This window comes from Burkholderia sp. Ac-20353 (genome assembly GCF_017104785.1).
Taxonomy (GTDB): Bacteria; Pseudomonadota; Gammaproteobacteria; order Burkholderiales; family Burkholderiaceae; genus Burkholderia.
Map to the genome: position 1 here is coordinate 1 of NZ_JAAGPL010000145.1, position 22,291 is coordinate 22,291.

General features: G+C 62.6%; 20 protein-coding genes and 2 pseudogenes. 15 read left to right on the top strand and 7 right to left on the bottom strand.

The features are described from left to right. The 7 genes from G3N94_RS29465 to G3N94_RS29495 all read left to right on the top strand — a co-directional run. A partial coding sequence (locus tag G3N94_RS29465) for an iron chelate uptake ABC transporter family permease subunit (RefSeq protein ID WP_205796370.1) occupies nucleotides 1-623 on the top strand: 623 nt, incomplete at its 5' end. Further along, nucleotides 620-1,708, top strand: a complete 1,089-nt coding sequence (locus G3N94_RS29470) for an iron ABC transporter permease (protein WP_205796372.1) — start codon at nucleotides 620-622, stop codon at nucleotides 1,706-1,708. The genes G3N94_RS29465 and G3N94_RS29470, both read left to right, overlap by 4 nt. Next, nucleotides 1,705-2,688: an ABC transporter substrate-binding protein gene (locus tag G3N94_RS29475; RefSeq protein ID WP_205796374.1), complete on the top strand. Its 984-nt coding sequence runs from the start codon at nucleotides 1,705-1,707 to the stop codon at nucleotides 2,686-2,688. The genes G3N94_RS29470 and G3N94_RS29475 overlap by 4 nt, the downstream gene beginning before the upstream one ends. Nucleotides 2,689-2,720: 32 nt before the next feature. Then, nucleotides 2,721-3,119: a ParB N-terminal domain-containing protein gene (locus G3N94_RS29480; protein WP_205796376.1), complete on the top strand. Its 399-nt coding sequence runs from the start codon at nucleotides 2,721-2,723 to the stop codon at nucleotides 3,117-3,119. 260 nt (nucleotides 3,120-3,379) lie between these two features. Next, on the top strand, nucleotides 3,380-3,622 hold the full coding sequence (locus tag G3N94_RS29485; protein ID WP_277398579.1) for an OmpW family outer membrane protein: 243 nt from the start codon (nucleotides 3,380-3,382) through the stop codon (nucleotides 3,620-3,622). 253 nt (nucleotides 3,623-3,875) lie between these two features. Beyond that, on the top strand, nucleotides 3,876-4,241 hold the full coding sequence (locus tag G3N94_RS29490; RefSeq protein ID WP_205796378.1) for a hypothetical protein: 366 nt from the start codon (nucleotides 3,876-3,878) through the stop codon (nucleotides 4,239-4,241). A 23-nt stretch (nucleotides 4,242-4,264) separates the two neighbouring features. Further along, nucleotides 4,265-4,780, top strand: coding sequence for a YMGG-like glycine zipper-containing protein (locus G3N94_RS29495; protein ID WP_205796380.1), 516 nt, complete (start codon nucleotides 4,265-4,267; stop codon nucleotides 4,778-4,780). 96 nt (nucleotides 4,781-4,876) lie between these two features. Here G3N94_RS29495 and G3N94_RS29500 read toward each other — a convergent pair whose 3' ends face one another. Then, complete coding sequence (locus tag G3N94_RS29500; RefSeq protein WP_346778743.1) at nucleotides 4,877-5,185, bottom strand: hypothetical protein; 309 nt, start codon at nucleotides 5,183-5,185, stop codon at nucleotides 4,877-4,879. Nucleotides 5,186-5,480: 295 nt separating this feature from the next. Here G3N94_RS29500 and G3N94_RS29505 point away from each other — a divergent pair, with 295 nt between their 5' ends. Then, the gene (locus G3N94_RS29505; RefSeq protein WP_205796382.1) at nucleotides 5,481-6,317 is read left to right on the top strand and encodes an alpha/beta hydrolase; all 837 of its coding nucleotides are present in this window, start codon (nucleotides 5,481-5,483) and stop codon (nucleotides 6,315-6,317) included. A gap of 52 nt (nucleotides 6,318-6,369) precedes the next feature. Here the strand turns inward: G3N94_RS29505 and katG are convergent, their stop codons facing one another. After that, nucleotides 6,370-8,544, bottom strand: coding sequence for a catalase/peroxidase HPI (gene katG / locus G3N94_RS29510; RefSeq protein WP_205796383.1), 2,175 nt, complete (start codon nucleotides 8,542-8,544; stop codon nucleotides 6,370-6,372). Between the two features lie 55 nt (nucleotides 8,545-8,599). Continuing rightward, on the bottom strand, nucleotides 8,600-9,547 hold the full coding sequence (locus tag G3N94_RS29515) for an alpha/beta hydrolase (RefSeq protein ID WP_205796384.1): 948 nt from the start codon (nucleotides 9,545-9,547) through the stop codon (nucleotides 8,600-8,602). Nucleotides 9,548-9,886: 339 nt separating this feature from the next. On the opposite strand from G3N94_RS29515, the gene G3N94_RS29520 reads away from it, so the two are divergent. Then, complete coding sequence (locus G3N94_RS29520; protein ID WP_205796386.1) at nucleotides 9,887-10,870, top strand: AraC family transcriptional regulator; 984 nt, start codon at nucleotides 9,887-9,889, stop codon at nucleotides 10,868-10,870. A 124-nt stretch (nucleotides 10,871-10,994) separates the two neighbouring features. Here the strand turns inward: G3N94_RS29520 and G3N94_RS29525 are convergent, their stop codons facing one another. After that, complete coding sequence (locus G3N94_RS29525; RefSeq protein ID WP_205796404.1) at nucleotides 10,995-11,453, bottom strand: hypothetical protein; 459 nt, start codon at nucleotides 11,451-11,453, stop codon at nucleotides 10,995-10,997. Nucleotides 11,454-11,759: 306 nt separating this feature from the next. Between G3N94_RS29525 and G3N94_RS29530 the strand changes: the two genes are divergently transcribed. Both G3N94_RS29530 and G3N94_RS29535 read left to right on the top strand, forming a co-directional pair. After that, entirely contained in the window at nucleotides 11,760-12,350 is a 591-nt protein-coding gene (locus tag G3N94_RS29530; RefSeq protein WP_205796388.1) for a paraquat-inducible protein A, read from the top strand. Continuing rightward, nucleotides 12,260-12,610: an ABC-type transport auxiliary lipoprotein family protein gene (locus G3N94_RS29535; protein ID WP_241022137.1), complete on the top strand. Its 351-nt coding sequence runs from the start codon at nucleotides 12,260-12,262 to the stop codon at nucleotides 12,608-12,610. Before G3N94_RS29530 ends, G3N94_RS29535 begins: the two co-directional genes overlap by 91 nt. Before the next feature lie 15 nt (nucleotides 12,611-12,625). On the opposite strand, the gene G3N94_RS29540 is transcribed toward G3N94_RS29535, so the two are convergent. Then, a complete protein-coding gene (locus G3N94_RS29540) occupies nucleotides 12,626-13,513 on the bottom strand; it encodes a LysR substrate-binding domain-containing protein (RefSeq protein WP_205796390.1) in 888 nt (295 codons plus the stop codon). Between the two features lie 227 nt (nucleotides 13,514-13,740). Here G3N94_RS29540 and G3N94_RS29545 point away from each other — a divergent pair, with 227 nt between their 5' ends. Next, complete coding sequence (locus G3N94_RS29545; protein ID WP_205796392.1) at nucleotides 13,741-14,910, top strand: MFS transporter; 1,170 nt, start codon at nucleotides 13,741-13,743, stop codon at nucleotides 14,908-14,910. 107 nt (nucleotides 14,911-15,017) lie between these two features. Here G3N94_RS29545 and G3N94_RS29550 read toward each other — a convergent pair. Next, a pseudogene (locus tag G3N94_RS29550) lies at nucleotides 15,018-15,383 on the bottom strand (TetR/AcrR family transcriptional regulator); the annotation flags it as partial. Between the two features lie 324 nt (nucleotides 15,384-15,707). Between G3N94_RS29550 and G3N94_RS29555 the strand changes: the two are divergent. Next, nucleotides 15,708-16,964: pseudogene (locus tag G3N94_RS29555) on the top strand (MFS transporter); the annotation flags it as partial. Nucleotides 16,965-16,992: 28 nt separating this feature from the next. On the opposite strand, the gene G3N94_RS29560 reads toward G3N94_RS29555, so the two are convergent. After that, nucleotides 16,993-17,880, bottom strand: coding sequence for a LysR family transcriptional regulator (locus G3N94_RS29560; protein ID WP_205796396.1), 888 nt, complete (start codon nucleotides 17,878-17,880; stop codon nucleotides 16,993-16,995). A gap of 100 nt (nucleotides 17,881-17,980) precedes the next feature. On the opposite strand from G3N94_RS29560, the gene G3N94_RS29565 reads away from it, so the two are divergent. Next, a complete protein-coding gene (locus tag G3N94_RS29565) occupies nucleotides 17,981-19,201 on the top strand; it encodes an alpha-hydroxy acid oxidase (protein WP_205796398.1) in 1,221 nt (406 codons plus the stop codon). Between the two features lie 624 nt (nucleotides 19,202-19,825). Continuing rightward, a complete protein-coding gene (locus G3N94_RS29570) occupies nucleotides 19,826-21,760 on the top strand; it encodes an SMP-30/gluconolactonase/LRE family protein (RefSeq protein WP_205796400.1) in 1,935 nt (644 codons plus the stop codon). The last annotated feature ends 531 nt before the right edge of the window (nucleotides 21,761-22,291 follow it).

The window sequence follows — 22,291 nt, forward strand, 5'->3', positions numbered from 1 at the left end:
TTGGCGGCGGGGCGGCCACGCTCACGTTTGCGCTTGCATGGCGCGCGCGCCTGTCGCCGCTGCGCCTTTCGCTGGCCGGCACGACGATCGCCGCGCTCGGTAGCGCGGGCGTCATTTCGTTGATGATCGCGGCGGGCCCGCAGGCCGGCCCGTTGTTCTACTGGCTGGCCGGCGGCCTCGCGGGCGTCGGCTGGCAGCAGGTCGCGATGGTGGCACCGTGGACGTTCGCAGGCCTGGCCGCCGCATTCGCAGGCGCGTGCGTGCTCGACACGCTTGCGCTCGGCGACGAAGCCGCGCAGAGCATCGGCCTCGATGTGCTGCGCTGGCGTCTGATACTCGGCGGTGTCGCCGTCGCGCTGTCGGCATCGGTGGTCGCAATTGCGGGGCCGGTTGGTTTCGTCGGGCTGTGCGTGCCGCAACTGGCGCGTCTCGTGCTCGGCGGCGGGTATCGGCGAACCCTCTTCGCCACCGCGCTGGCCGGCGCGCTGCTCGTCGCGGCCGCGGATCTCGTCGCACGCACGGTTGCGGCGCCGCGCGAGCTGCCGGTCGGCTTCCTGACCGCGCTGGTTGCGACACCGCTGCTGATCGCGATGATCCGGCGCGACGAAGGAGCAGCGTCATGACGAGCGGTTCGAACCGGTCGGTACGTGACCGTGACGCGGGCGCGCGACGCGCGATCTGGCTACGCGCAATCATGCGCGGCGCGGGCGGGGCGGCGGCGCTGGCAGTCACGATCATGCTCTCGGTGCGATTCGGCGCGGCCGACTTCCCGTTGACGGCCGCGGTGCAGGCGTTGATCCATCGCGACGGCGCACACGACGCCGCATTCGTGCTGTGGGAGCTGCGCATGCCGCGCGTGCTGCTGGCGCTGATGATTGGCGCGCAACTCGCGGCGAGCGGGCTCGTGCTGCAGGCCGCGCTGCGCAATCCGCTTGCGGAGCCCGGGGTGATCGGCGTGTCGTCCGGCGCAACGCTCGGCGTGATGGTGCTGCTGCTCGTCGCGAACTTTTCCGGTTCGCTCGACAGCAGCCGGCTCGACGCATACGACGTGACGTGGATGCCGGTCGTCGCGCTGCTGGGCGGCGTCGGTGCGGCGCTCGGCGTTCATGCGCTCGCGTGGCGCAACGGCACGGCGCCGTTCAGGCTGATCCTGATGGGTGTTGCGGTCAGCGCCGCACTGTATGCGGTCGCGATGACGATTCTGGCGGGCTGGGGCTCGAGCCGCGTCGAAGTGCTGCTCACCTGGCTGTCCGGCAACCTGTACGCGCGCGGCTGGCAGCACGTGTGGCTGCTCGCGCCGTGGGCCGCGGCAACGATTGCGCTGCTGCCGGCAGTCCTGCCCGCGGTGCAGGTGCTGTCGCTCGGCGACGATGCGGCGGCGAGCGTCGGTCTCGACGTCGAGCGCTGGCGCCTTGTCGCGATCGTGTACGCCGGCTTCGCGGCCGCCTGCGCGGTGGCGATTGCTGGCCCGATCGCATTCGTCGGCCTGATCGCGCCGCATCTCGCACGGCTCGCGGTCGGCGGGCCGCTCGCGCGGCAGGCGCCGTTCGCGTTGCTCGGCGGCGCGCTCATCACGGCGCTCGCCGACCTGGCGGGGCGCGTCGTGATTGCTCCGGCCGAAATTCCAGTGGGGGCCGTCACCGCGCTCTTCGGTGCACCGCTCTTTCTCTATCTGCTTTCCCGATCTTCCCGGACGGGCCTCCAATGATTGATCGAACGCGCCGCGCGCTAGCGCTCGCATTGCCTGTATCGCTCGCGGCGATGCAGGCGTGGCCTGTTCGTGCAGCGGCGCAGGCTGCCCCGTACAGCGTGCTTGACGATCGCGGCGAGTCGCTGCGCTTCGACGCCGCGCCAAGCCGGCTCGCGACGATCTCGTATTTCGGCGCCGACGCGGCGCTCGCACTCGGCGTGCAACCGGTCGCTTCGACGTTCCTCGTGCGCGGCCGCCGGCCCGCGTATCTGCTCGATCGAATGGATCGTGTGATCGACCTCGGTCAGCGCGCAAGCCCGAGTCTCGAGTTGCTGGCGAGCGCGCATGCCGATCTGATCATCGCGATTCGGCGCTACACCGAAGCGAACGCCGCGCGGCTGCAACAGATCGCGCCGTATCTCGCGCTCGATCTGGAGATCCGGGAGGACAGCGACCGCAGCGTCGCGCTGGTCGGCGCGGCGCTGGGTCGGGCCGAGGCCGCCGCAGCACTCAACCGGCGCTTTGCCGGCGTGTGCGCGGCATTCCGCGCCCGTATCGCGTCGCGCCGCGCACAGCGGTACCTGTTCGTCTGGGGAGCAGGCTCCGCACCGTGGGCGTTCTACGACGAGAACATGACCTGCTCGCTACTGAATGCGCTGGGCGGAGTCAACGTTGCGGGGCGCAATCCGCTGCCGTCGCGACGCGACAACACTGCGTTCCAGATGAGCCTCGAGACGCTGCTGATCGCGGAGCCGGACACGATCTTCGTATACGACGACGGTGGGCCGCGCGGCTTCGAAGCGAACCCGGTGTGGCGGCACCTGATCGCCGTGCGACGCGTGCGGATCGTGCGAGTCGGCGATCACTGGATCGAATCGTTTGGTCCGATCGCGCGTCACGCGGTGCTGGCCGAGGCCGCCGCGTATTTGCATCCAGACCTGTTCGCACCACCCGACCTGCGTGAGATCGCGTCGTCGTATCTGCGCCGCACGGGTTGATTTCCTTTACATCGATTTCAAAGGATCGCGCCATGCAGCATGACACCTGGACCATCGAACTGATTCCGACCGAACGGATCCTGCCGAACGAAGAACACGACGAGACACGCTTGCTCGAAGTGCTGGACAGCATCGCGCGCAGCGGCCGCTGGACTGCGCCGATCGTGCTCGAACGCGCAAGCTTCGCGGTGATGGATGGGCATCACCGGCTGGCGGCAGCGCGGCGTCTGTCGCTGCCGCGCGTGCCGTGCGTGCTGCTCGACTACGCGCAGGTCGGCGTCGAGACGCGGCGACCGGACTTTCGGGTCGACGGCGAGCAGATCGTTGCGCGCTCCCGGGCCCGAGTGCTGTATCCGCCGAAGACGACGCGGCATATCTTTCCGCGGGCGTTGCCGGTATGCAGTATCGACATCACCATACTTTCCACGTGAAGTTCGCCTGCCTGGCCGCGTAGCCGGCTCGGCGCATGCGGCAAATTCGCGATACGCGAGCTCGACGGGGCCACGCTCGGCCCGCCGGTAGAAGCGCTGCCGAGCGCGGGCCGATACGAAGCACCGCGCGATACGAAGGGTTCTGCCGACATTCATGATCGACACCGAAGACGAGCGGGCGATGCCTCGGACATGCGCTCGAGGCGCGACGCGCCGGCTGGCATGCGAGAATCACCAACGACGCGTTCCGAAATCAGGTTCTGCCCGGCCTGAGTGATGCTTCGACGTCGAATTCGGTGGCTCCGGTCTTCAACCTGGGATTCAACTACGCTTTCGATCGCCACTGGTTTGCGGGCATTTCCGCGTCGTACATGCCTCGGAGCCTGACCGCCACGCTCCACTCGAAGCACATGACATCGGGTGGCGACGTACCGATCACTTCAGAAACGGACATCCAGCTCGATCCGATCGTCACCAACCTGAAAATTGGGTACGTCTTTTAACACGCGACGGCCCTGACCTGACGCGCAATCCTGTGACCGTCGCGTGCAGTCGGGGCGTGCCGGCACGGCGGCGGCGCCACTAGAAGCCTTTGGGAAAGATTACATCCGCTTGCCGGCACGTCCTGGAAGTAACAGCAGTAACGCCGCGTTTCATCGTGTGCGCACCCCCCTGCGTCCCGCCCCGGTTTGGTATTCAATGGAAATAGCCCGGCCCGAGTGCGGGGCGGGCATGTGTTGGGTCAGGACAGCAATCATGAACGGGCGAACCTTGTGCCGGCTGGCACTGGTGCTAGCCGCAATCATGGGGACCGGTGCGGCGCTGGCCGATCATCCTCATTTCCACGGAGGCCATCGTGGCTTCCATCATTCTCATGCGAGGGTCTTCATCGGCTCGGGTTTTGCCTTCGGCTATCCCTATCCGTTCGGCTATCCGGCCTACTTTCCGCCCGAAGTGGTAGCAGTGCCTACCTCGCCGCCCGAGTACATCGAGCAGGCCGACGACGTGGCGCAGCAGGATTACTGGTATCGCTGCGGGCAACCCGAAGGGTATTACCCTTATGTCCAGACGTGCCCGGGGGGCTGGCTCAAAGTCCCGGCGCAGCCGCCGGCCAAGGACTGACTTCCGAAGGATCAGGTGCGATCATGCGAGACTTTGATTCGTCATCCTTTATTTCCATGGCCGCGCTGATGCTTGCCGCCTGCACGGCCATGCCGACGGGTCCCGATGTGATGGTGCTGCCCGGCACCGGCAAGAGCTTCGATCAGTTTCGGGTCGATGACGCTGGCTGCCGCCAGTATGCGCTCGGCCAGGTTGGAGGCGTCAGCGCGGCGCAGGCGAGCACGCAAAGCGCGGTAGGCAGCGCGGCGGTCGGCACCGCAGTGGGCGCGGCGGCTGGCGCAGCCTTCAACGGCGGCTCCGGCGCCGCGGTGGGAGCGGGGGTAGGGCTGCTAACCGGCTCTGCGGTGGGTGCCAGCAACGCGCAATACGCTGGTCATGGCGTGCAGCGCCGCTACGATATGGCCTACGTGCAGTGCATGTATGCGCGGGGGCACCGTGTGCCGATTTATGGCCATATGGTTGCAGCGCCGCAGTTTGGACAGTCAGGCGCCCACGTGCCACCGCCGCCTCCCCGGAGCCTGCCCGGCCCCGTGCAGTAGCGTTGCAAGCGCGAATTTCAGGCGCGAGTCGCAAGCGTCCGGCGAACCAGTCCCGCGGATGGGCCGCCGTGATACACCCGGCGGCCGTCGGATGCGTTAGCGTTCTTCCGCTCGAAGGGAAAGCAGGCCGAGCAGCACCTCGTCGCGGCGAGCTGCCAACTGGTCGATCGATCGACCGGCCACCTCGTCCTGAACGCCGTCGATCATTTTCCGCCGGACGTCTGGCGTGATTTGCGGCGAGCCCAGCACCTTCCACCAGGCGGTCATCGGGCCGGTGAACTGATCGAAGAAGTGCTCGATGCCGCCTTGTCCGCCGCCGAGATGGAACAGCAGGTTCGGACCCATCACGCCCCAGCGCAGGCCGGGGCCCCAGCACACGGCCGTATCGGCATCCTTGACGCTCACGACGTCTTCCGCGACCAGATGGACGATCTCGTGCCTGGGGCGGTTTGAACGGGTGGCCGATCACACACCGTTCGGGGTGGCGCTCGGGGTTCCCGCCGTCTGGCACACGGCACCAAGCTTCTGGCGCAACCAGGCCCTATGCTTGTCAATGACCTCGCGAATCTCGCCATCGGGAGACTCGGCTTCAGCGTTGATGAACGGGCAGCCACGCCGGTGATAACATCAGGCGCATTCCGAAAATCTCGACGAGCCACAGGCATGGTTGTCCTAACCTAACGGTCATGGGAGCACGCATATGCAGCCAGAAGCGCGTACAGACACGGTCGTACTTATCCACGGTCTCTGGATGACGCCGTTGTCGTGGGAGCATTGGGTCGCCCGTTACGAGCAGCGCGGAATGAAGGTGATTACCCCTGGGTACCCGGGGATCGAGCCGGGTACGGCCGGAGTCGATGCACTCCGGCGGGATCCGTCGCCGTTGGCGGATCTGGGCGTGCGCGAGGTCTACGATCACTTGGCCAAGGTCATCGCTGCGCTCGACACGAAACCGATCATCATGGGGCACTCGTTCGGCGGGGCCTTTGTTCAGCTCCTCCTCGATGCGGGCTTCGGCGCAGCCGGTGTATCCATCGACGGTGCCGCGGTGAAGGGGGTATGGGCGCTTCCTTTCAGCGAGATCAAGGCGACGTTCCCGGTCCTGCACAACCCCGCCAACCTGCATCGCGCCGTCCCGATCACCGAGGCGGATTTTCACTACGCGTTTACAAACAACCTGAGCGTCGAGGAATCGAAGGTCGTCTACGACCGCTACGCCGTTCCCGTGTCGGGGCGAATCCTGTTTCAAGGCGGGTTCGCGAACGTCACCCCGAACGCCGCGACGACCTGCAACTTTGCCAACAACGATCGCGCACCGCTGCTCTTCATCGCCGGTGGCAACGACAACATCCTGCCGCCGGCCGTACAGCACGAGAACTTCGAAAAGAACGCAACGCAATCGCGGGCGATCACTGCTTACAAGCTGTTCGCAGGCCGCAGTCACTACACCTGCGGCGAGAAGGGCTGGGAGGAGGTCGCCGACTTCGCGCTCGACTGGGCGCTCGCGCCTGTAGCAGGAAGCCTCGACAAAGGCTGACGCGCATGGCCCCGCAGCGAACTGTCGCTGCGGGGCCATGCTGCGTTCAGGATTACGCGAGGTCGAACCGATCCGCGTTCATCACCTTGGTCCACGCCGCAACGAAATCCCGGACGAACTTCTCGTTGTTGTCGTCCTGCGCATAGACCTCCGCATAGGCACGAAGCACCGAGTTCGAGCCGAAGACCAGATCCACCCGCGTGGCCGTCCATTTAATGGCACCGGACTTGCGATCGCGGATTTCGTACAGGTTCTTCCTTGACGGTTTCCAGGTATAGGCCATATCGGTGAGATTGACGAAGAAATCGTTCGTCAAAGCGCCGGGGCGATCCGTGAACACGCCATGCGCGGTGCCGCCGTAATTGGTACCCAGCACGCGCATGCCTCCGACCAGGGCCGTCATTTCGCAGGCCGTCAGCCGCATCAATTGCGCGCGGTCGAGCAGCAATTCCTCGGCGCTGGCCACGTAGTCCTTCTTCAGCCAGTTGCGGAAGCCGTCAGCCAGAGGTTCCAGTACGTCGAACGACTGCGCGTCGGTTTGTGCCTGGTCCGCATCGCCGCGGCCCGGCGAGAACGGCACCGTGACGCCGAAGCCTGCAGCCTTGGCCGCCTGCTCGATACCGACGTTTCCAGCCAGCACGATCACGTCGGCAACGCTGGCGCCAGTATCGGCGGCAATTTTCTCCAGCACGGTCAGCACGTTGGCCAGACGTGCCGGTTCGTTGCCTTCCCAGTCCTTTTGCGGAGCCAGGCGAATACGCGCGCCGTTGGCGCCACCGCGCTTGTCCGAGCCGCGGAACGTACGGGCACTGTCCCACGCGGTCGTCACCATGTCGCTGATGCCGAGGCCGCTGGCGACGATCCGGGCCTTGACCGCAGCCACGTCATAGTCGTTGCGTCCCGCAGGAATCGGGTCTTGCCAGATCAGGTCTTCCTGCGGCACATCCGGGCCGATGTAGCGGGACTTGGGCCCCATGTCCCGGTGCGTGAGCTTGAACCAGGCCCGGGCAAAAACCTCCGAGAAGTACGCGGGATCCTGGTGGAACCGTTCCGCAATCTTGCGGTACTCGGGATCGAGCTTCATCGCCATATCGGCGTCGGTCATGATCGGCTTGCAGCGGACCGACGGATCCTCGACGTCGACCGGCATATCGGCTTCGTCGATATCGACCGGCTCCCACTGCCAGGCCCCGGCCGGCGACTTCTGCAACGACCACTCGTGGTTGAGGAGCATATCGAAATAGCCGTTGTCCCACTTCGTCGGGTGAGTGGTCCACGCGCCTTCGATGCCGCTGGTGACCGAGTCGCGACCGATACCGCGGCTGGTGTGGTTGACCCAGCCCAACCCCTGTTCGTCCAGGTCGGCGCCTTCCGGTGCCGGGCCGAGATTGGCTGGGTTGCCATTGCCGTGCGATTTGCCGACCGTGTGGCCGCCAGCGGTCAGGGCGACGGTTTCCTCGTCGTTCATTGCCATGCGTGCGAAGGTCACGCGCACGTCGTGAGCGGTCTTCAGCGGATCGGGCTTGCCATCGACGCCTTCGGGATTCACGTAAATCAGACCCATCATCACCGCCGCAAGCGGGTTTTCCAGGTCGCGCTCGCCGGAGTAGCGGCTGTCGGGATTGTCCGTCGGAGCGAGCCACGCCTTTTCGGCGCCCCAGTAAATGTCCTTTTCCGGATGCCAGATGTCTTCACGGCCAAACGCGAAACCGAAGGTCTTCAACCCCATCGATTCATAGGCCACGGTGCCTGCCAGGATGATCAGGTCGGCCCAGCTCAGCTTGTTGCCGTACTTCTTCTTGATCGGCCACAGCAGGCGACGCGCCTTGTCCAGGTTGCCGTTGTCAGGCCAGGAATTCAGCGGGGCAAACCGCTGATTTCCGGTACCGCCACCGCCTCGGCCATCCGCGACGCGGTAGGTGCCTGCCGAGTGCCAGGCCATGCGGATCATCAGGCCGCCGTAGTGGCCCCAGTCCGCGGGCCACCAGTCCTGGCTGTCGGTCATCAACGCCTTGAGGTCGTTTTTCAGCGCATCGACATCGAGCTTTTTGACTTCATCCCGATAGTCGAACGAAGCCCCCATCGGGTTGGTCCGGGTGTCGTGCTGATGCAGGATGTCGAGGTTCAGCGCGTTGGGCCACCAATCCATGTTCGACTTGCCTGCCGACGTTACGCCGCCATGCATGACAGGGCACTTGCCGGAAGTACTCACGTCTTTATTTTCCATATCCAGTTCCTTGGGGGAATCGCTGTACGAACGCGTCTGCAGCGTGATGCCTGACTTAATGGTTGTCCAGCCAGCCCTTGACATAGCTGGCCACGTCCTGCCATTTCTGATTCACGATCAGCGCATGGCATTGACCTTCAAACTGATGGAAATCGGTTACTGAGGATGGATCGCTGTATTTCTTGAAATTCTTGAGATTGAGCGCAGCCGGGATAATGTGATCGTCTTCGCCAGCAATCATCAACAAAGGTCCATGAGGCTTGCTGAAATCGATCTCCGCCACTTTCTCGCTTGTTCCGCGTCCGACCCGGCGTGACTCGGGAACGCCATAGTCGCGGTAAAGTTGCTGCGCCTCGGCTTCCGGAAGGCAATTGGCAAAGGCGTAATTAAAATCTTCGAACGACGGCGCATACGGCTGGTCGACATTCGCAAACGGGCTGATAACCGGCCAATTGCTCTTGATAAACGACCACTTCGGCACGATCAGGCCCGACGGCGGCGCCGAATCGATTGCCACCGCTTTTGCAGCCAACCCTTCCGACAGCAGCTTCTGCGCGACCAGTCCGCCCATGGAATGCCCGATCACAATGGGTTTCTCCGGGAGTTGACGCAGAACCTGCCGATAACTTTCCACCACCTCGTCAAGCGTCAGCTTGCCCAATGCGGCCTGGGCTTCCGGCGATCGTTGCTGTTCGAGCGTTCCATCATGCAGAGGCCACGCAGGCGCGATGGTTTTATAACCCGACTTCTGAAAATACGCCTGCCAGTTATCCCACGCCTTCGGCGTCATGAACATGCCGTGAATGAACACGATGGTCTTGGGGTGGGAAATCGGCTGGCTTCCCGTATTTGTCGATGCGGGATTGCCGGACGGCAAATCAGTTGCGGCTTGTGCCGTGGACTGGTTGGAGCAGGCCGTGGCGGTGATCAACAAGCTGGCAAGCAATAAAGAACCGCAAAAAAATCTCGAAATCCCGGTCCGGCTCTTGATTTGTTCAAACATCGTCAATACTCCCTTTAAACAAAGCACACTGGCATGACTGCGCGTACGGCTTCGCCACCACGCCGAATCGGTGACGCCGGAGTGGCTGATTGACGAGTCGGATCTTCCCGACCTGCGATCAGGCGAAAAATTTGGACTGCAGAATTTGTTGTAGTGGCGCCAGGAGGGCATTCCCCGCGGTGGAGCCGCGTCTATGCGGCCCTTTACCTCGCCAGTGTCTTGAAACCGGTCCGGCACGCCGTGGTTACCCACGCGCCGCGCACCTGATCAATAGTCTTTGACATGGCGCCGTTCGATGTGAATGATACGTCCATCATAACGGCCATCCGGATACGCAACATGATGAAAAATCCTGAATTCTTTGCTGAAACGCCGGCGGAACCGGATGATTGTGCAGACCCTTTCGCCTTCAAGCGCGACCCCTTTTCCGACGTGCTGGAGTTGATCCGCGTTCGCGGCAACACGGTCTTCACATGCGCGGCATCGGCACCTTTCGGAATGAAGTTTCCGTCAGGCAAATCCCGGCTGCACATCATCAGAAGCGGAAGCGTGGTGATCGAAGCGGAGGGGCTCGAGGAGCGGTACCACGCGTCGCAAGGAGACCTGATCTTGCTGATGCATGGTCATGGCCACGTGATATCCGACCGGGCGGGTCGTCCGGCGAATCTCCTCACGGACCTGGCGCGACAACACTATGATCGAACGCGGCTGACGCTCGGGAATGGGGATACCAAATGGTTGTGCGGAGAATTCGGTTTTGACGGTGTGTTGTCGCAGCGCTTGCTGTCCGTGCTGCCACCCGTACTGGTCCTGAAAGGTCTGCGAGAACGACCTTTCGAATGGCTGGAGTTGAGCTGTCATTTCATTCTCGACGAGGCACTGAATCCGCGCGCGGGCGCCGCCGCGATGATCTCGCGGTTGCTCGACGTCATCTTTGTCCAGATGCTACGCACGTGGGCGACCGAGGGCGCTGTCGGTCATGGCTGGTTATCCGGTGCGATCGATGACCGCATCAACCCGGCGATGTCCGCCATTCATGCCGATCCCGGCCGGGCATGGAGCGTCAATGACCTCGCAGCGTTGTCGAATCTGTCCCGCTCGGCTTTCGCAGATCGCTTCCAGCGGGTCGTGGGGCAGGCGCCATTGAGTTACCTGACAACCTGGCGCCTGGATCGGGCCGCGGAGTTCCTGCGGTACAGCCGTGCACCGATATCCGAAATCGCCGGGCGGGTCGGATACACGTCCGAAGCCGCGTTCAGTCGAGCGTTCAAGGGCAGGTATGAGCTGTCTCCGATGCAGTGGCGGAGGCTTCATGCCGACTAAACTCTCGGTGAGGAGATCGCGTGCGATCTTGACCTCCGCCAATTTTTGACCGGCCTCGGGCCAAGCGAACGCGTTGCCAATGGAACGCACACGCATACGCGTTCGCCTTCAGTCAAAGACACGCTCAGTATCCGTAGTACTCGTCGTAAGCATCATCGTAACGATGCTTGTTGCGGCGATAACGGCGCTCATTGTCACGCTCGCGGTCGCGCTCGCGCGCGTTGCGCCCGAGACTGCCGCCGAGTGCCGCGCCGCCGCCGCCGCCGACCGCCGCACCGAGGAGGCCCCCGTTGCGGCCACCCATCGCCTGACCCGCCACGGTGCCCGCGCCGCCGCCGAGCGCACCGCCGATGATCGCCCCGTCACGATCATCACCGGTAGCTGCTATCGCGCCACCGGCGCCACCCCCAATCGTGCCGCCAATCACCGCGCCGGTACGGCCGCCAAGCGCGTCGCCGACGGTTGCGCCCGCAACGCCACCCAGCGCGCCGCCGAGCGCGTTGTCCCAATTGTCGGCAGCGGCCGGCAGAGCAGTCGCACCAGCAAGCGCGACGATGAATGCAGGGACGACCTTTTTCCAAATGCGCATGTTCTTCCTTTTCTCCAATCCAGTACCCAAGTCTTTCTTTGATTCAACTTCATTTCAACGAGCTTTCGGCGAAAGATAGCACTGGCGTCCAATCCTGGTTCGCCATTGTCGTAACAGATTGTTTGTGTGTGGAGAGGATCGGGAGAATACGGAGTGCTTATCTAAATCTTCTATCAAATATCGATCGAATCTTCATCAAACGTCATGAGGACGTCCACTGATGCCACGCAAACTGCGAATCGCCTCATCGGGTACGCATGCGTGAGAAGCATCGTTGCGACCCATTTATCGACTCACTGTATGGACACGTTTCCCACCTTGATTGCCTGCGAGCACTGTGACAGCGTCTATCGGCGCTGCTCGCTCGCGTCTCACGAGGTGGCGCGCTGCGAACGATGTTCGGCCGTTCTGTTTCGATCCAGCTGGTTGAATATCGACCGGTGGCTCGCATTGGCGGTTGCGGCTGGCGTGGTCTTCACCATCGCCAACCTCAGCCCGATCATGCGTATCAGCCTGGAAGGGCTGCATAGCGAGACCACCCTGTGGCAATCCGCGATCGCGCTCGCTCACGGCGTTGCCGCGCCGATCGCGATTCCCGCGGCCCTTGCCATCGTGGTGGTGCCGTTCCTGCAGATCGCGTCCCTGATCTGGATATTGGCATTTGCCCGCGCGGGACATCGCGCCCCCGCGTTCGGCATGCTGATGCGCGTGGTCGTCGCGCTGCGTCCATGGAGCATGATCGAGGTCGGATTGCTCGGCATCCTGACAATGAACGTTGGGTCGCCCCGCTTGGCGATGAGCTGCGCGCAGCGCTCGCTTCGGCGCTCGTCGAGCAACTTGGCGCGCGCAATCTCACGGGCCTTCCACGTCCCGCGAATCAGACCGTGCTGAGCGTCCGGGCGCAGGTGCGCCGCTTCGATGCGTGGCCAGGGCGCGTGGCGCAGTTCGAAGCCGACTGGGTTGTCGGCGTGCAGCAGGAGACGCAAGGCACGCGCATTTCATGCAGCACGCGCATCCATGAAGCGGCACCGGGAGGATATGCCGACATGGTGCAGGTACAACAACGCATTGTCGAACGCTTCGCTACCCAGGTCGCGACCACGATGCGCAGCTTCGGAAGCGGGCGCCCGACCTGCGCAACCGAATCGTAGGTCGCGCCGGCACGCTTACGAGTATTCCACGCCCAATGCGTCCAGCATGATGTCGTGCAAACGCTTCGTCACGGGAGAGACTTGCGGTGATGCGCGCAACAACGTGAGCGAAATCGTTCCAAGCGGAGGCAATCCGACTGTTGCATCGAGCTGTCGTACAGATGCAGGCAACTGGTAAGCGGTACGCACAACCAAACCAAGCCCTGCCGCTGCTGCCGCCCACAGGCCACCAAGATTGGGGCTTTTGAAAGACACGCGCCATGCAATGCCGGCACGGTCCAGTGCTTCCGTTGCAGTCGTGTGGAATACGCAGCGGCTATCAAATACCGCAAGAGGAACAGGTTCGCGGGACGGGCGTTTCCACGGGCTGGTCGCCGAACCTATCCAGCAGAGAGGAAACTCGCTGACCACGGTGGCCTGGGTCGTCCATGACGGGCGATCATGGCTCGGGTCGCCCCACACCAAGGCCAGATCCAGTGCATGCGTTTCGATCAGTTCGAACAAGCCATGGTTGCGTGCGATAACGGCTTCGATATGCACCTTCGGATGCGCGCGCGCAAATTGTTCCAGTACGTTCGCCAGAATGGCCTCGCCAAACTCTTCCTGCACGCCCAGCCGCACGCCGCCCGACAAATCCACACCGCGCACTGCAGCCGCAGCCTCGTCGTTCAGCGCAATGATCTGGCGTGCGTAGTTGAGCATCAGCTCGCCTGCTTCGGTCAGTGCGAGCGTACGGCCCGACTTGCGAAACAACGGCACGCCGATCGTATCTTCGAGCTTGTGTAGCTGCGCACTCACTGCCGACGTCGAGCGTCCCACCAGATCAGCTGCGCGTGCAAAGCTGCCCAGTTCCACCCCTGCCACCAGACTGCGCAGCGCCGCCACGTCCAGATTCAATCTCACCGTTCAATCGTCCCGAATTTTGAAACTATTGATCCTGAATTTTCCGATTTTCCAGATCGATACTGCTTGCAATACTGCGGCCTCGTCAACCTGAATTCGAGGCCACTGCAGTGCAAGAATCTTGCTGCTATTCTTCTGACGGCGGTCCTGTTGTGAATCGACCGCGATTGGCGCGAGCGCATCGATGGAAAGTGCTGGGAGTCGGTGTGGTGGCCAATGCGAGTTTCATGGCCGCAGCCAATGGCCTGCCCGCCACCGCGGTATGGCTGCGCAGCGCATATCGGCTCGATAACGCGGGGCTCGGTCTGCTTCTCGGCTCGCTCGGCATTGGCATCGCGCTCTCGGAGTTGCCGTGGGGCGCCGCGGCGGATCGCTGGGGAGACCGGCGCGTCCTGCTGTTCGGCCTCTCTGCGACAGCGCTGATTCTGTTGATCGCTGCGCTATTCATCGCGCCGGGGCCGCATGGCATCCCGTCGCTGTTCGCAGCGATGGTCTGCATGGGGCTGGCGGGTGTCGCGGGCGGCAGCGTAAACGGTGCCAGCGGGCGCGCGATCATGCGTTGGTTTCACGAGAACGAACGCGGTCTGGCGATGAGCATCCGCCAGACCGCCGTGCCGCTGGGTGGCGGGCTGGGTGCGCTACTGCTGCCAACCCTCGCAGTCCACGCGGGCTTCGACTGGGTCTACGGCGTACTCGCCGCATTGTGCGGCACGTCGGCCGTATTGACGTGGTGGTGGCTGCATGAACCGCCGGAGATATCTCCCCATTCGAACGATCTACCGTCCAAATCAGTTCGCAGCCCGTTGCGCTCCTTTCGCGTATGGCGTGTCGCATTTGCGATTGGCGTGCTATGTGCACCACAGTTCGCGATTCTGAGTTTCACGTCGGTGTTCCTGCATGACGCGATTCATGTCGGTCTGCAAGGTATTTCGCTTACGCTATGTGTCGTGCAGGTCGGTGCAATGGTGGCCCGGATCTGGAGCGGTCGCGCGACCGACCGGAATCGCAATCGGCAGGAATGGCTGCGCAGCTCCACGCTGTTCGCGGCAGCAAGCTTCGTTCCGTTGGCAGTATGCAGTGCTATGCAATTCGCTGCTCCGGCGTCACTGGTGATGGCTGCCGTTGCACTGGCCGGCGTCGTGATCTCTGCGTGGCATGGGGTTGCCTATGCCGAACTCGCGTCGCAGGCCGGGGCCGAGCGCGCAGGCACGGCGTTGGGACTCGCCAACACATTGGTGTTTATTGCGTATTTCCTGACACCGGCTGTGATTCCGCATCTGCTTGGCCGCGCCAACAACTGGGTGGCAGTCTGGTCCTGCGCGGGCGCGTTGTCGCTGGTGGCGTGGATACTCTTTCCGGCAGCAGAAGCAAGGCCTACGTCGGTGGCGGTCGAATAGACATGGATTGAGTATTTCGGCAGACTGATCGAGCGGGTGAAATGGAGCCAGGCGCGCTCTGGGCAACGCACCTGAGATCCCTTTTGTCTCCACTACAACGCAGCAGGTCACACCATGACACGTGCAGCCATCACCAGCGGCATCATGGCCGGTCCGATGGATGCCAGCAGGCGCTCCTTTGAAACCCCATCGCGGGTCTGAACCGAGATGCCGTGCAGTTGGGTCGCGTAGAAATCGGCCAACGCGTTGACGTCGGTTCCCGGCACGAGCTGCCCTTGCTCGGTTGCCAACTGCAAGCGCTCGGCGATCGATCGCGTGCGTGCGCGCCGATGTGCGGCCAGCCATTCCATGACACCTTCGTTCTCGGCCGCACAGTTGGTGGCGGCGGATACCACCATGCAGCCGTGCGGATGGCCGCGCCTCGTATAGGTGGCGACAGCGTCACGCAACATCCGTTCGATTGCTGCGCGGATATACGCAGGGCTTTCCAGCGGTGAGCGTTGCGTTGACAGGCTGGCCGCTGATGGGGACCGTGCGCCGTGCGTCGACGGTTGCCCGGTCCGTTCCATCCTGACAGTCACGCGCTTTCGGTGTTTCAATTTAGCGAACGAATTCGTTCAAATTTTTTCGCTTTTCGTGGCTCAGGGCCTCCGTTTACTCTCACGGCACCCAATTGCACGCCGTCGTCGGCTGTCCACACGCGCAATTGAAATAATCGAAACTGGAGACTTGACGTGTCTAAAGCCAGCCACATCGCAACGACCGAAGGCGTCCCGCAGACCGGGACATTCGCGCACCTTCGTTCCATTTTCAGCGGCTCGGTGGGGAATCTCATCGAGTATTACGACTGGTACGTGTATTCGGCCTTTTCGCTGTATTTCGCCAAGGTCTTCTTCCCGAGCGGAAGCCAGACGGTACAGTTGCTCAATACCGCGGCCATCTTCGCCGTCGGATTCGTCATGCGTCCGATCGGCGGCTGGCTGGTCGGCCTCTATGCCGATCGCAAGGGGCGCAAGGCAGCCTTGCTCGTTTCGGTGCTGGCGATGTGCGCAGGCTCCCTGATCATCGGCCTGACGCCCGGCTACAACAGCATTGGGCTGGCGGCGCCGATTCTGTTGGTCGCAGCGCGTCTCCTGCAGGGGTTGAGCCTTGGCGGCGAGTACGCGAGCTCGGCCACTTACCTGAGCGAAATGGCCGACAAGACGAACCGCGGCTTCTACTCGAGCTTCCTTTTCGCGACGCTCTCGCTCGGTCAGTTGCTGGCGATGGCCGTGCTCGTGGTGCTTCAGCAGTGTTTCCTGACCACCGAGCAGCTGGAAAGCTGGGGCTGGCGTATCCCCTTCCTGATCGGCGCCATGGCGTCCGGTGCGGCAATCCTGTTGCGCCGTAACATGGAGGAAACCGAATCCTTCGAACTGGCCCGCAAGAACAAGCGTCCGCCGCCTTCCGTTGCAGCGTTGTTCAAGCACAAGCGCGAGTGCCTGATCGTCGCAGGTCTGACGCTTGGCGGCACGGTCGCGTTCTACGCGTACACGACGTACATGCAGAAGTTTCTAGTCAATAGCGCGGGGATGAGCAAGGCCGATGCTTCCATGGTGTCGGTCATCAGCCTGATCGTGTTCGTGTTGCTGCAGCCGGTGTTCGGCAGTCTGTCGGACAGGATCGGCCGCCGCCCGCTGCTGATCGCCTTTGGCGTACTGGGAACGGTATGTACCGTGCCGATCTTCCACGAGCTGACGAGGGTTCAGAGCGTCGGGGGCGCACTCTTGCTGATCGTGGCTGCGCTGCTGATCGTCAGCCTGTATTCGTCCGTCAGCGCGGTGGCCAAGGCCGAACTGTTCCCGGTCGGCATCCGCGCACTGGGCGTGGGGTTGCCTTATGCCATCACGGTGTCGCTGTTTGGCGGCACGGCCGAGTACATCGCACTGTGGACCAAGAGCATCGGGCACGAATCCTGGTTCTTCTGGTATGTGTCCGCGTGCGTGCTCGTGTCGCTGCTGTGCTATCTGTGGATGCCCGATCCGAAGAAAGTCTCATGCATCGATCAGGATTGAGTGCCACGCCCGGGCGCCAAACGTCGGGCTAGCGAAAATCCGCATGCTGCCGCACCAGCGCCAGCATCGATGGAATCAGTCCGCGCATGTCACCGCGCCGCCACTGAAACGCATAGGGAAGCGGCGACAACGCGGGCTTGCTCGCCAATCGCACCAGCGCGGCGCCCATTTGCGTGGCGGCCCAGTCGGCAGGCAGAAAGCCGATGCCGACACCTTCGCGCATCATGCCCGCCAAGGCACTCCAGTTGTTGCAGGTGATACGCCGGGCATGATTGACGCCAGTCGCCAGCAACCACTCGTCCAGCACGTGCGTCGTGCCGGCTCCGGCGGGTAACGTGACGAGCGGGTGTTTCTCCAGCAACGCGGGCGTCAACGTGCGTTCGCGGCCGACCAGTTTCTCCGAAGCCATCCACGCGAACCGGGCCTCTGTCACCCGTTGCGACAGGATGCTGCCGCGCGACGAACGACCCGCTATCACCGCGAAGTCGAGCTCTCCCGCGTCGACTTTGTGTTCGAGCACTGCGCCGACGTCGACGTACGGCTCCAGCGTCAATTCCGGATGCAACTTCTGGACGGCTGCCACGAATCGCGGCAGCCAGGTCAACGCGGACAGCTCGCCCACGCCAAAGCTCAGGCGACCGGTCAATCCTTTGTCTTCCGCAAATGCATGCTGCAACGCGGCCACGGATTCGAGCACCCGAATCGCGGCAGGCAGCAACGTCTCTCCATCCGCCGTCAATACGGCCCGATGGCCGCTACGGTCGAACAGCACGCGCCCCGTGGCCTGCTCCAGCTCGTTGATCCGCTTGGACAACGAGGAAATGGACAGGTTGAGCCGTTGCGCCGCGGTCGCGAAATTCGCGGAGGTCGCCGCCCAGTAGAACGCATCCAGTTGCTTGAAGGTTGGAGTCGCCAATGTATTTCACTTTTATCGAACGATTTCGTTTGAATATTATCGCTTTTATTCGATGATGCGGCTACCTAGAATGGCACCGTCGTTTCAGGGAAATTCATTGATGACCACCGTTACTTCTCGAATCACGGAAGCGCGCCAACCTGTGGCCAGCGCCAGCGTGTCGCCCCGTGCGTTGCGAAACGTGCTGAGCCTGCAAGACTTCGAGGCCAGGGCGCGGCGTATCTTGCCGCGTCCGATCTTCGGATACGTCAGCGGTGCTGCGGAAGACAACCGCACCCTGGACGACAACCGCGCGGTGTTCGATGAATATCGGTTGCTGACTCGCGTACTGCGCGACGTTTCCCAACGGCAACAGACGGTTGAATTGTTCGGTCAGCGTTTTGCTTCGCCGTTCGGCATTGCGCCGATGGGCATCAATGCGCTGTCGACATATCGAGGCGACGTCGTGCTCGCACGTGCGGCGAAGGAGGCCGGGATTGTCTCCATCATGAGCGGCTCATCGCTTATTCCGTTGGAAGACGTTGCTGCGGCTGCGCCGGGAACATGGTTTCAGGCATACCTGCCGGGCGATCACGGCCGCATCAGCGCGCTGCTCGAGCGCATTGCGCGCGCCGGCTACAGGACGCTGGTGATCACCGTGGACATTCCCGTGTCGGCCAACCGCGAAAATAATGTCCGCGCGGGATTCTCTACTCCGCTGCGCCCCAGTCTGCGCCTTTGCTGGGATGGGCTGACGCGGCCGCGCTGGCTGCTGGGTACCTTCGCACGGACGCTGGCCACGCACGGCATGCCCCACTTCGAGAATTCCTTTGCGACACGCGGCGCGCCGATCCTCTCCGCCAACGTGCTGCGGGATTTCTCCGCTCGCGACCACCTCAACTGGGAACACCTGACGCGCATTCGACAGCAATGGAAAGGCGAGCTTGTCATCAAGGGCATCCTGAGCGTCGAGGATGCCGTCATCGCGCGCGAGGCTGGCGCTGACGGGATCATTCTTTCCAATCATGGCGGTCGCCAGCTGGACGGCGCTTCGTCGCCGATGCGGATCCTGCAGGATGTGGTGCGCGCAGTGGGCAATGAGTATCCGGTGATGATCGACAGCGGTTTTCGGCGAGGGGCGGACGTGCTCAAGGCACTGGCGCTTGGCGCGCGCATGGTGTTCGTGGGACGCCCGTTCAATTATGCGGCTGCCGTCGCGGGTGAGGCTGGCGTGACGCATGCCATCCGGCTGCTGCAGGAAGAAATAGATCGCAACATGGCGATGCTGGGCGCGAACAACTGCGATGCGCTCACATCCGAAGTGTTGATTCGTAAGCGCTGACTATCGAAGGGAACTGCCGTCGAGCTCTCGCGTCGCCGTCCGCTGTCTCACGCAGCTTCAACATGTTGTCCTTGAACAAGAGACGGCCTTCCTGCAGATGAACGCTTGATTTCCCTGATTCCTGCGCCGGTGTCGATGAAATTCGTCGCGCGCGGGATATGCGCCCAATCGGTATTCACCGACGCGTTCGAACGATGTGCCCATTACGAGATAAATAAATATTCGTCATCGTCGCGCGCCGGTCGAAATAATTATGTCATCGGCTAAAGCAGATCATGCTGGCTGAGCAGAAAAGTCGCGATGAGCTTGTCAACGCGCAACGAGCTGAGTAAGTTCATGGTTGTCATCCTTTCTGCAAGCCCGGGCATGCTGCGTCTGCAGGGGCTCGTCTACTCCCGGATTTCCGGTGCGTAATCATTGCACGAGAGGCGGAACGAATTACCCGTTATTCGTCTCGCGCTAAAGAAAATTATTCCCGGCTAGTCGTTTGTCGACGATGCGCTATCGGTAATACGGGCTGCATTGGATGATCAAGTGGAATATTTTACGGGTCGCCGATTCAGGGGGAATTCGGCTGGGCAACTTTTCATTCGAATAATTGCCATATTCAGGAGAGCATCGGTGATGGTCGAAAAAAAACGAATTCGAGCTGCACTCGTCGCGGCAGCGATTGCTGCGATCGCGCCGGCCTGTCACGCGTATAACACCACCGACTGGCTGGCGAACACCTATGGCACCCTCGCCGCGCACGTGGGTAACACCGCGCGTTCGATGTGGGTCGCGCCCGAGGGTGTCATCTATACGGCGTCCATGTGGGATGAGTACGAGGGCGGTGTCGCGATCTACCAGAACGGCAAGAGCCTCGGCTCGATCGGCACGCATGCGGAGTTTCAGGGCAGCGCGATCACCGGCAACGCGACGTCGATCTTCGTCGCACTTCAGCCCGGCAAGTCGTACGGAAGCGGCGCGGTGGGACGATACAACCGCGTCACCAAGGCTCGCGATCTTCTTGTTCAGATCAGTGCGGCGACCAACCAGCCCCGGATCGACGTCGTCACCGGACTTGCCACGGCGGGCTCGCTCCTTTACGCGAGCGACTTCTATGGCAATCGCGTGCGAAGCTTCACGACCAATGGAGTCTGGCAGCGAGACATCAACGTCTCGAGCCCGGGCGCGCTCGCCGTGGATGGCGCAGGCAACGTCTGGGTTGCGCAGAAGCGTGCGGGCACGATTGTCGAGTTCAGCCCGAGCGGCGCCTTGATGAACACCATCCAGATGCCGAGCGGATCGCAGCCGTCGGCGCTTTATTTCGATGCGGCATCGAAGCAGCTCATGGTCGGGGACGAGGGCCCCGACATGAACATCAAACGCTACGACATCTCGGGCCGGCCGGCGCTGACCGATACGTTCGGCATTCGGGGCGGTTATCTCGACGCCACGACGGGAATCAAAGGCCAGGTCGGCGCGAAGCGCTTTACCCGCGTTGCCGGCATCGGCAAGGACACCGCCGGCAACCTCTATGTGCTCAACAATCCGTGGGGCGGTAGTTGGGACCTCGGCCGCAACGGTGGCACGGACATTCACGCGTATAACGGTGCCGGCAACCTGCAGTGGACGCTTCAGTCCCTCAACTTCGAGGGCATCGCGGCGCCGGATCCGGCCACGGATGGCGCGTTGTTCTATGGCGGCACCAATATCCATACCGGCAGCGCGGGAGGCACCTTCGTCGCGAATACCGTCGATCCGTTTGCCTACCCGTCGGATCCACGCATCAACATGAGCGATGTCCAGCGCGACGAGCATTTCGGCCAACTCGCTTCCGTTGGCGCGCACCGGATTCTCGTGGCGGCTGGCCAGAACCCGTCGACCTTTTACTTTTTCCATTTCAACGCGGCGAACGGCTATATCGCGATTCCGGATGCATCGATTCCGGGTCCCGCGTTCCAGACGACCCGGCGGGTCGCGAACGGATTCTGCATCGACAGCACAGGCGGCGTGTGGGCCGGTCTGGACAAGACCGGTTCCATCTACCACTACCCGTTGGCCGGCTTTGACGCCAGCGGCAAGCCGACATGGGGGGCCGGTGTCCCGGTCCGCATCCCCGACAGCATCCAGCCGCTGACGCGCATCATCTACCTCGCCGACAGCGACACGATGATTCTCGGTCAGGGCATCGTCGGGAGTACGGACTGGACGTCGATAGGCACGAGGATCGAGGTGTATCACGGCTGGAGCGCGGGCAACACCACCGCACCCGATCCGGTGATCAACCTCACCAGTGCCGGCGCCAAGGCGATCGACGCGGCCGGCAACCATCTCTTCGTCGGCTACTGGTTCAGCGGCAGTGGGCAAGCCCGGCCGAACGTCGACGCGTTCAACCTTGCGACGGGCAACCTCGACGCCACGCTGGTCAACACCAGCAGTTCGACCGTGGACACGAGCAGCGCGATCGATTCGATGTACGGCATCAGGGCATACCGTCGATCGACCGGCGAGTACGTGGTCACGAAGAACAACGTCAAGGGCAACAGCATCACCGTTTATCGCTGGACGCCCTGATCTTGCGTTGCGTCCATGAGCGTGGTGGTCGAGCGCGGCGACAAGGCGCCCGCATGTGGTCGCCCGTCTGGGGCGGGGCGCGGTCGCGGGGGCTCGACCCAGCGCTCGGGCGGCATTCGTCCGAGCAATGCCGATTATGCGGCGATGGCCGAAGCGGGTCCTGTCGAGCGGCTGCGTGTTCCTCTTATATATGTAGATGGGTGCAAGCTGGTTCCACGGGCCGTGACACTGGTCTCATCAAGCTAAAAGCCCCCGTGCGCGGCAGCGCACGGGGGCTTTTAAAATTTCTGTCACAAACCCCTTGCGCATGCCGGGGCAGATGCCTACAATCACGCCTCTTTCGCGCTAACGGTAACGCGGCGCGGGAGAAGGGAAAGGAAGATGAACCCCGCAGTCGCAACGATGTAGTAAAAAGTTGTTGACGAACTGCGAAACAGTGTTCATAATCTCATTTCTCTGCTGCTGAAAACGCAGCGCTGCTGAGAAAGCCAAGCTTCTCGCAGTAACGCTCTTTAAAAATTAACAGCCGAT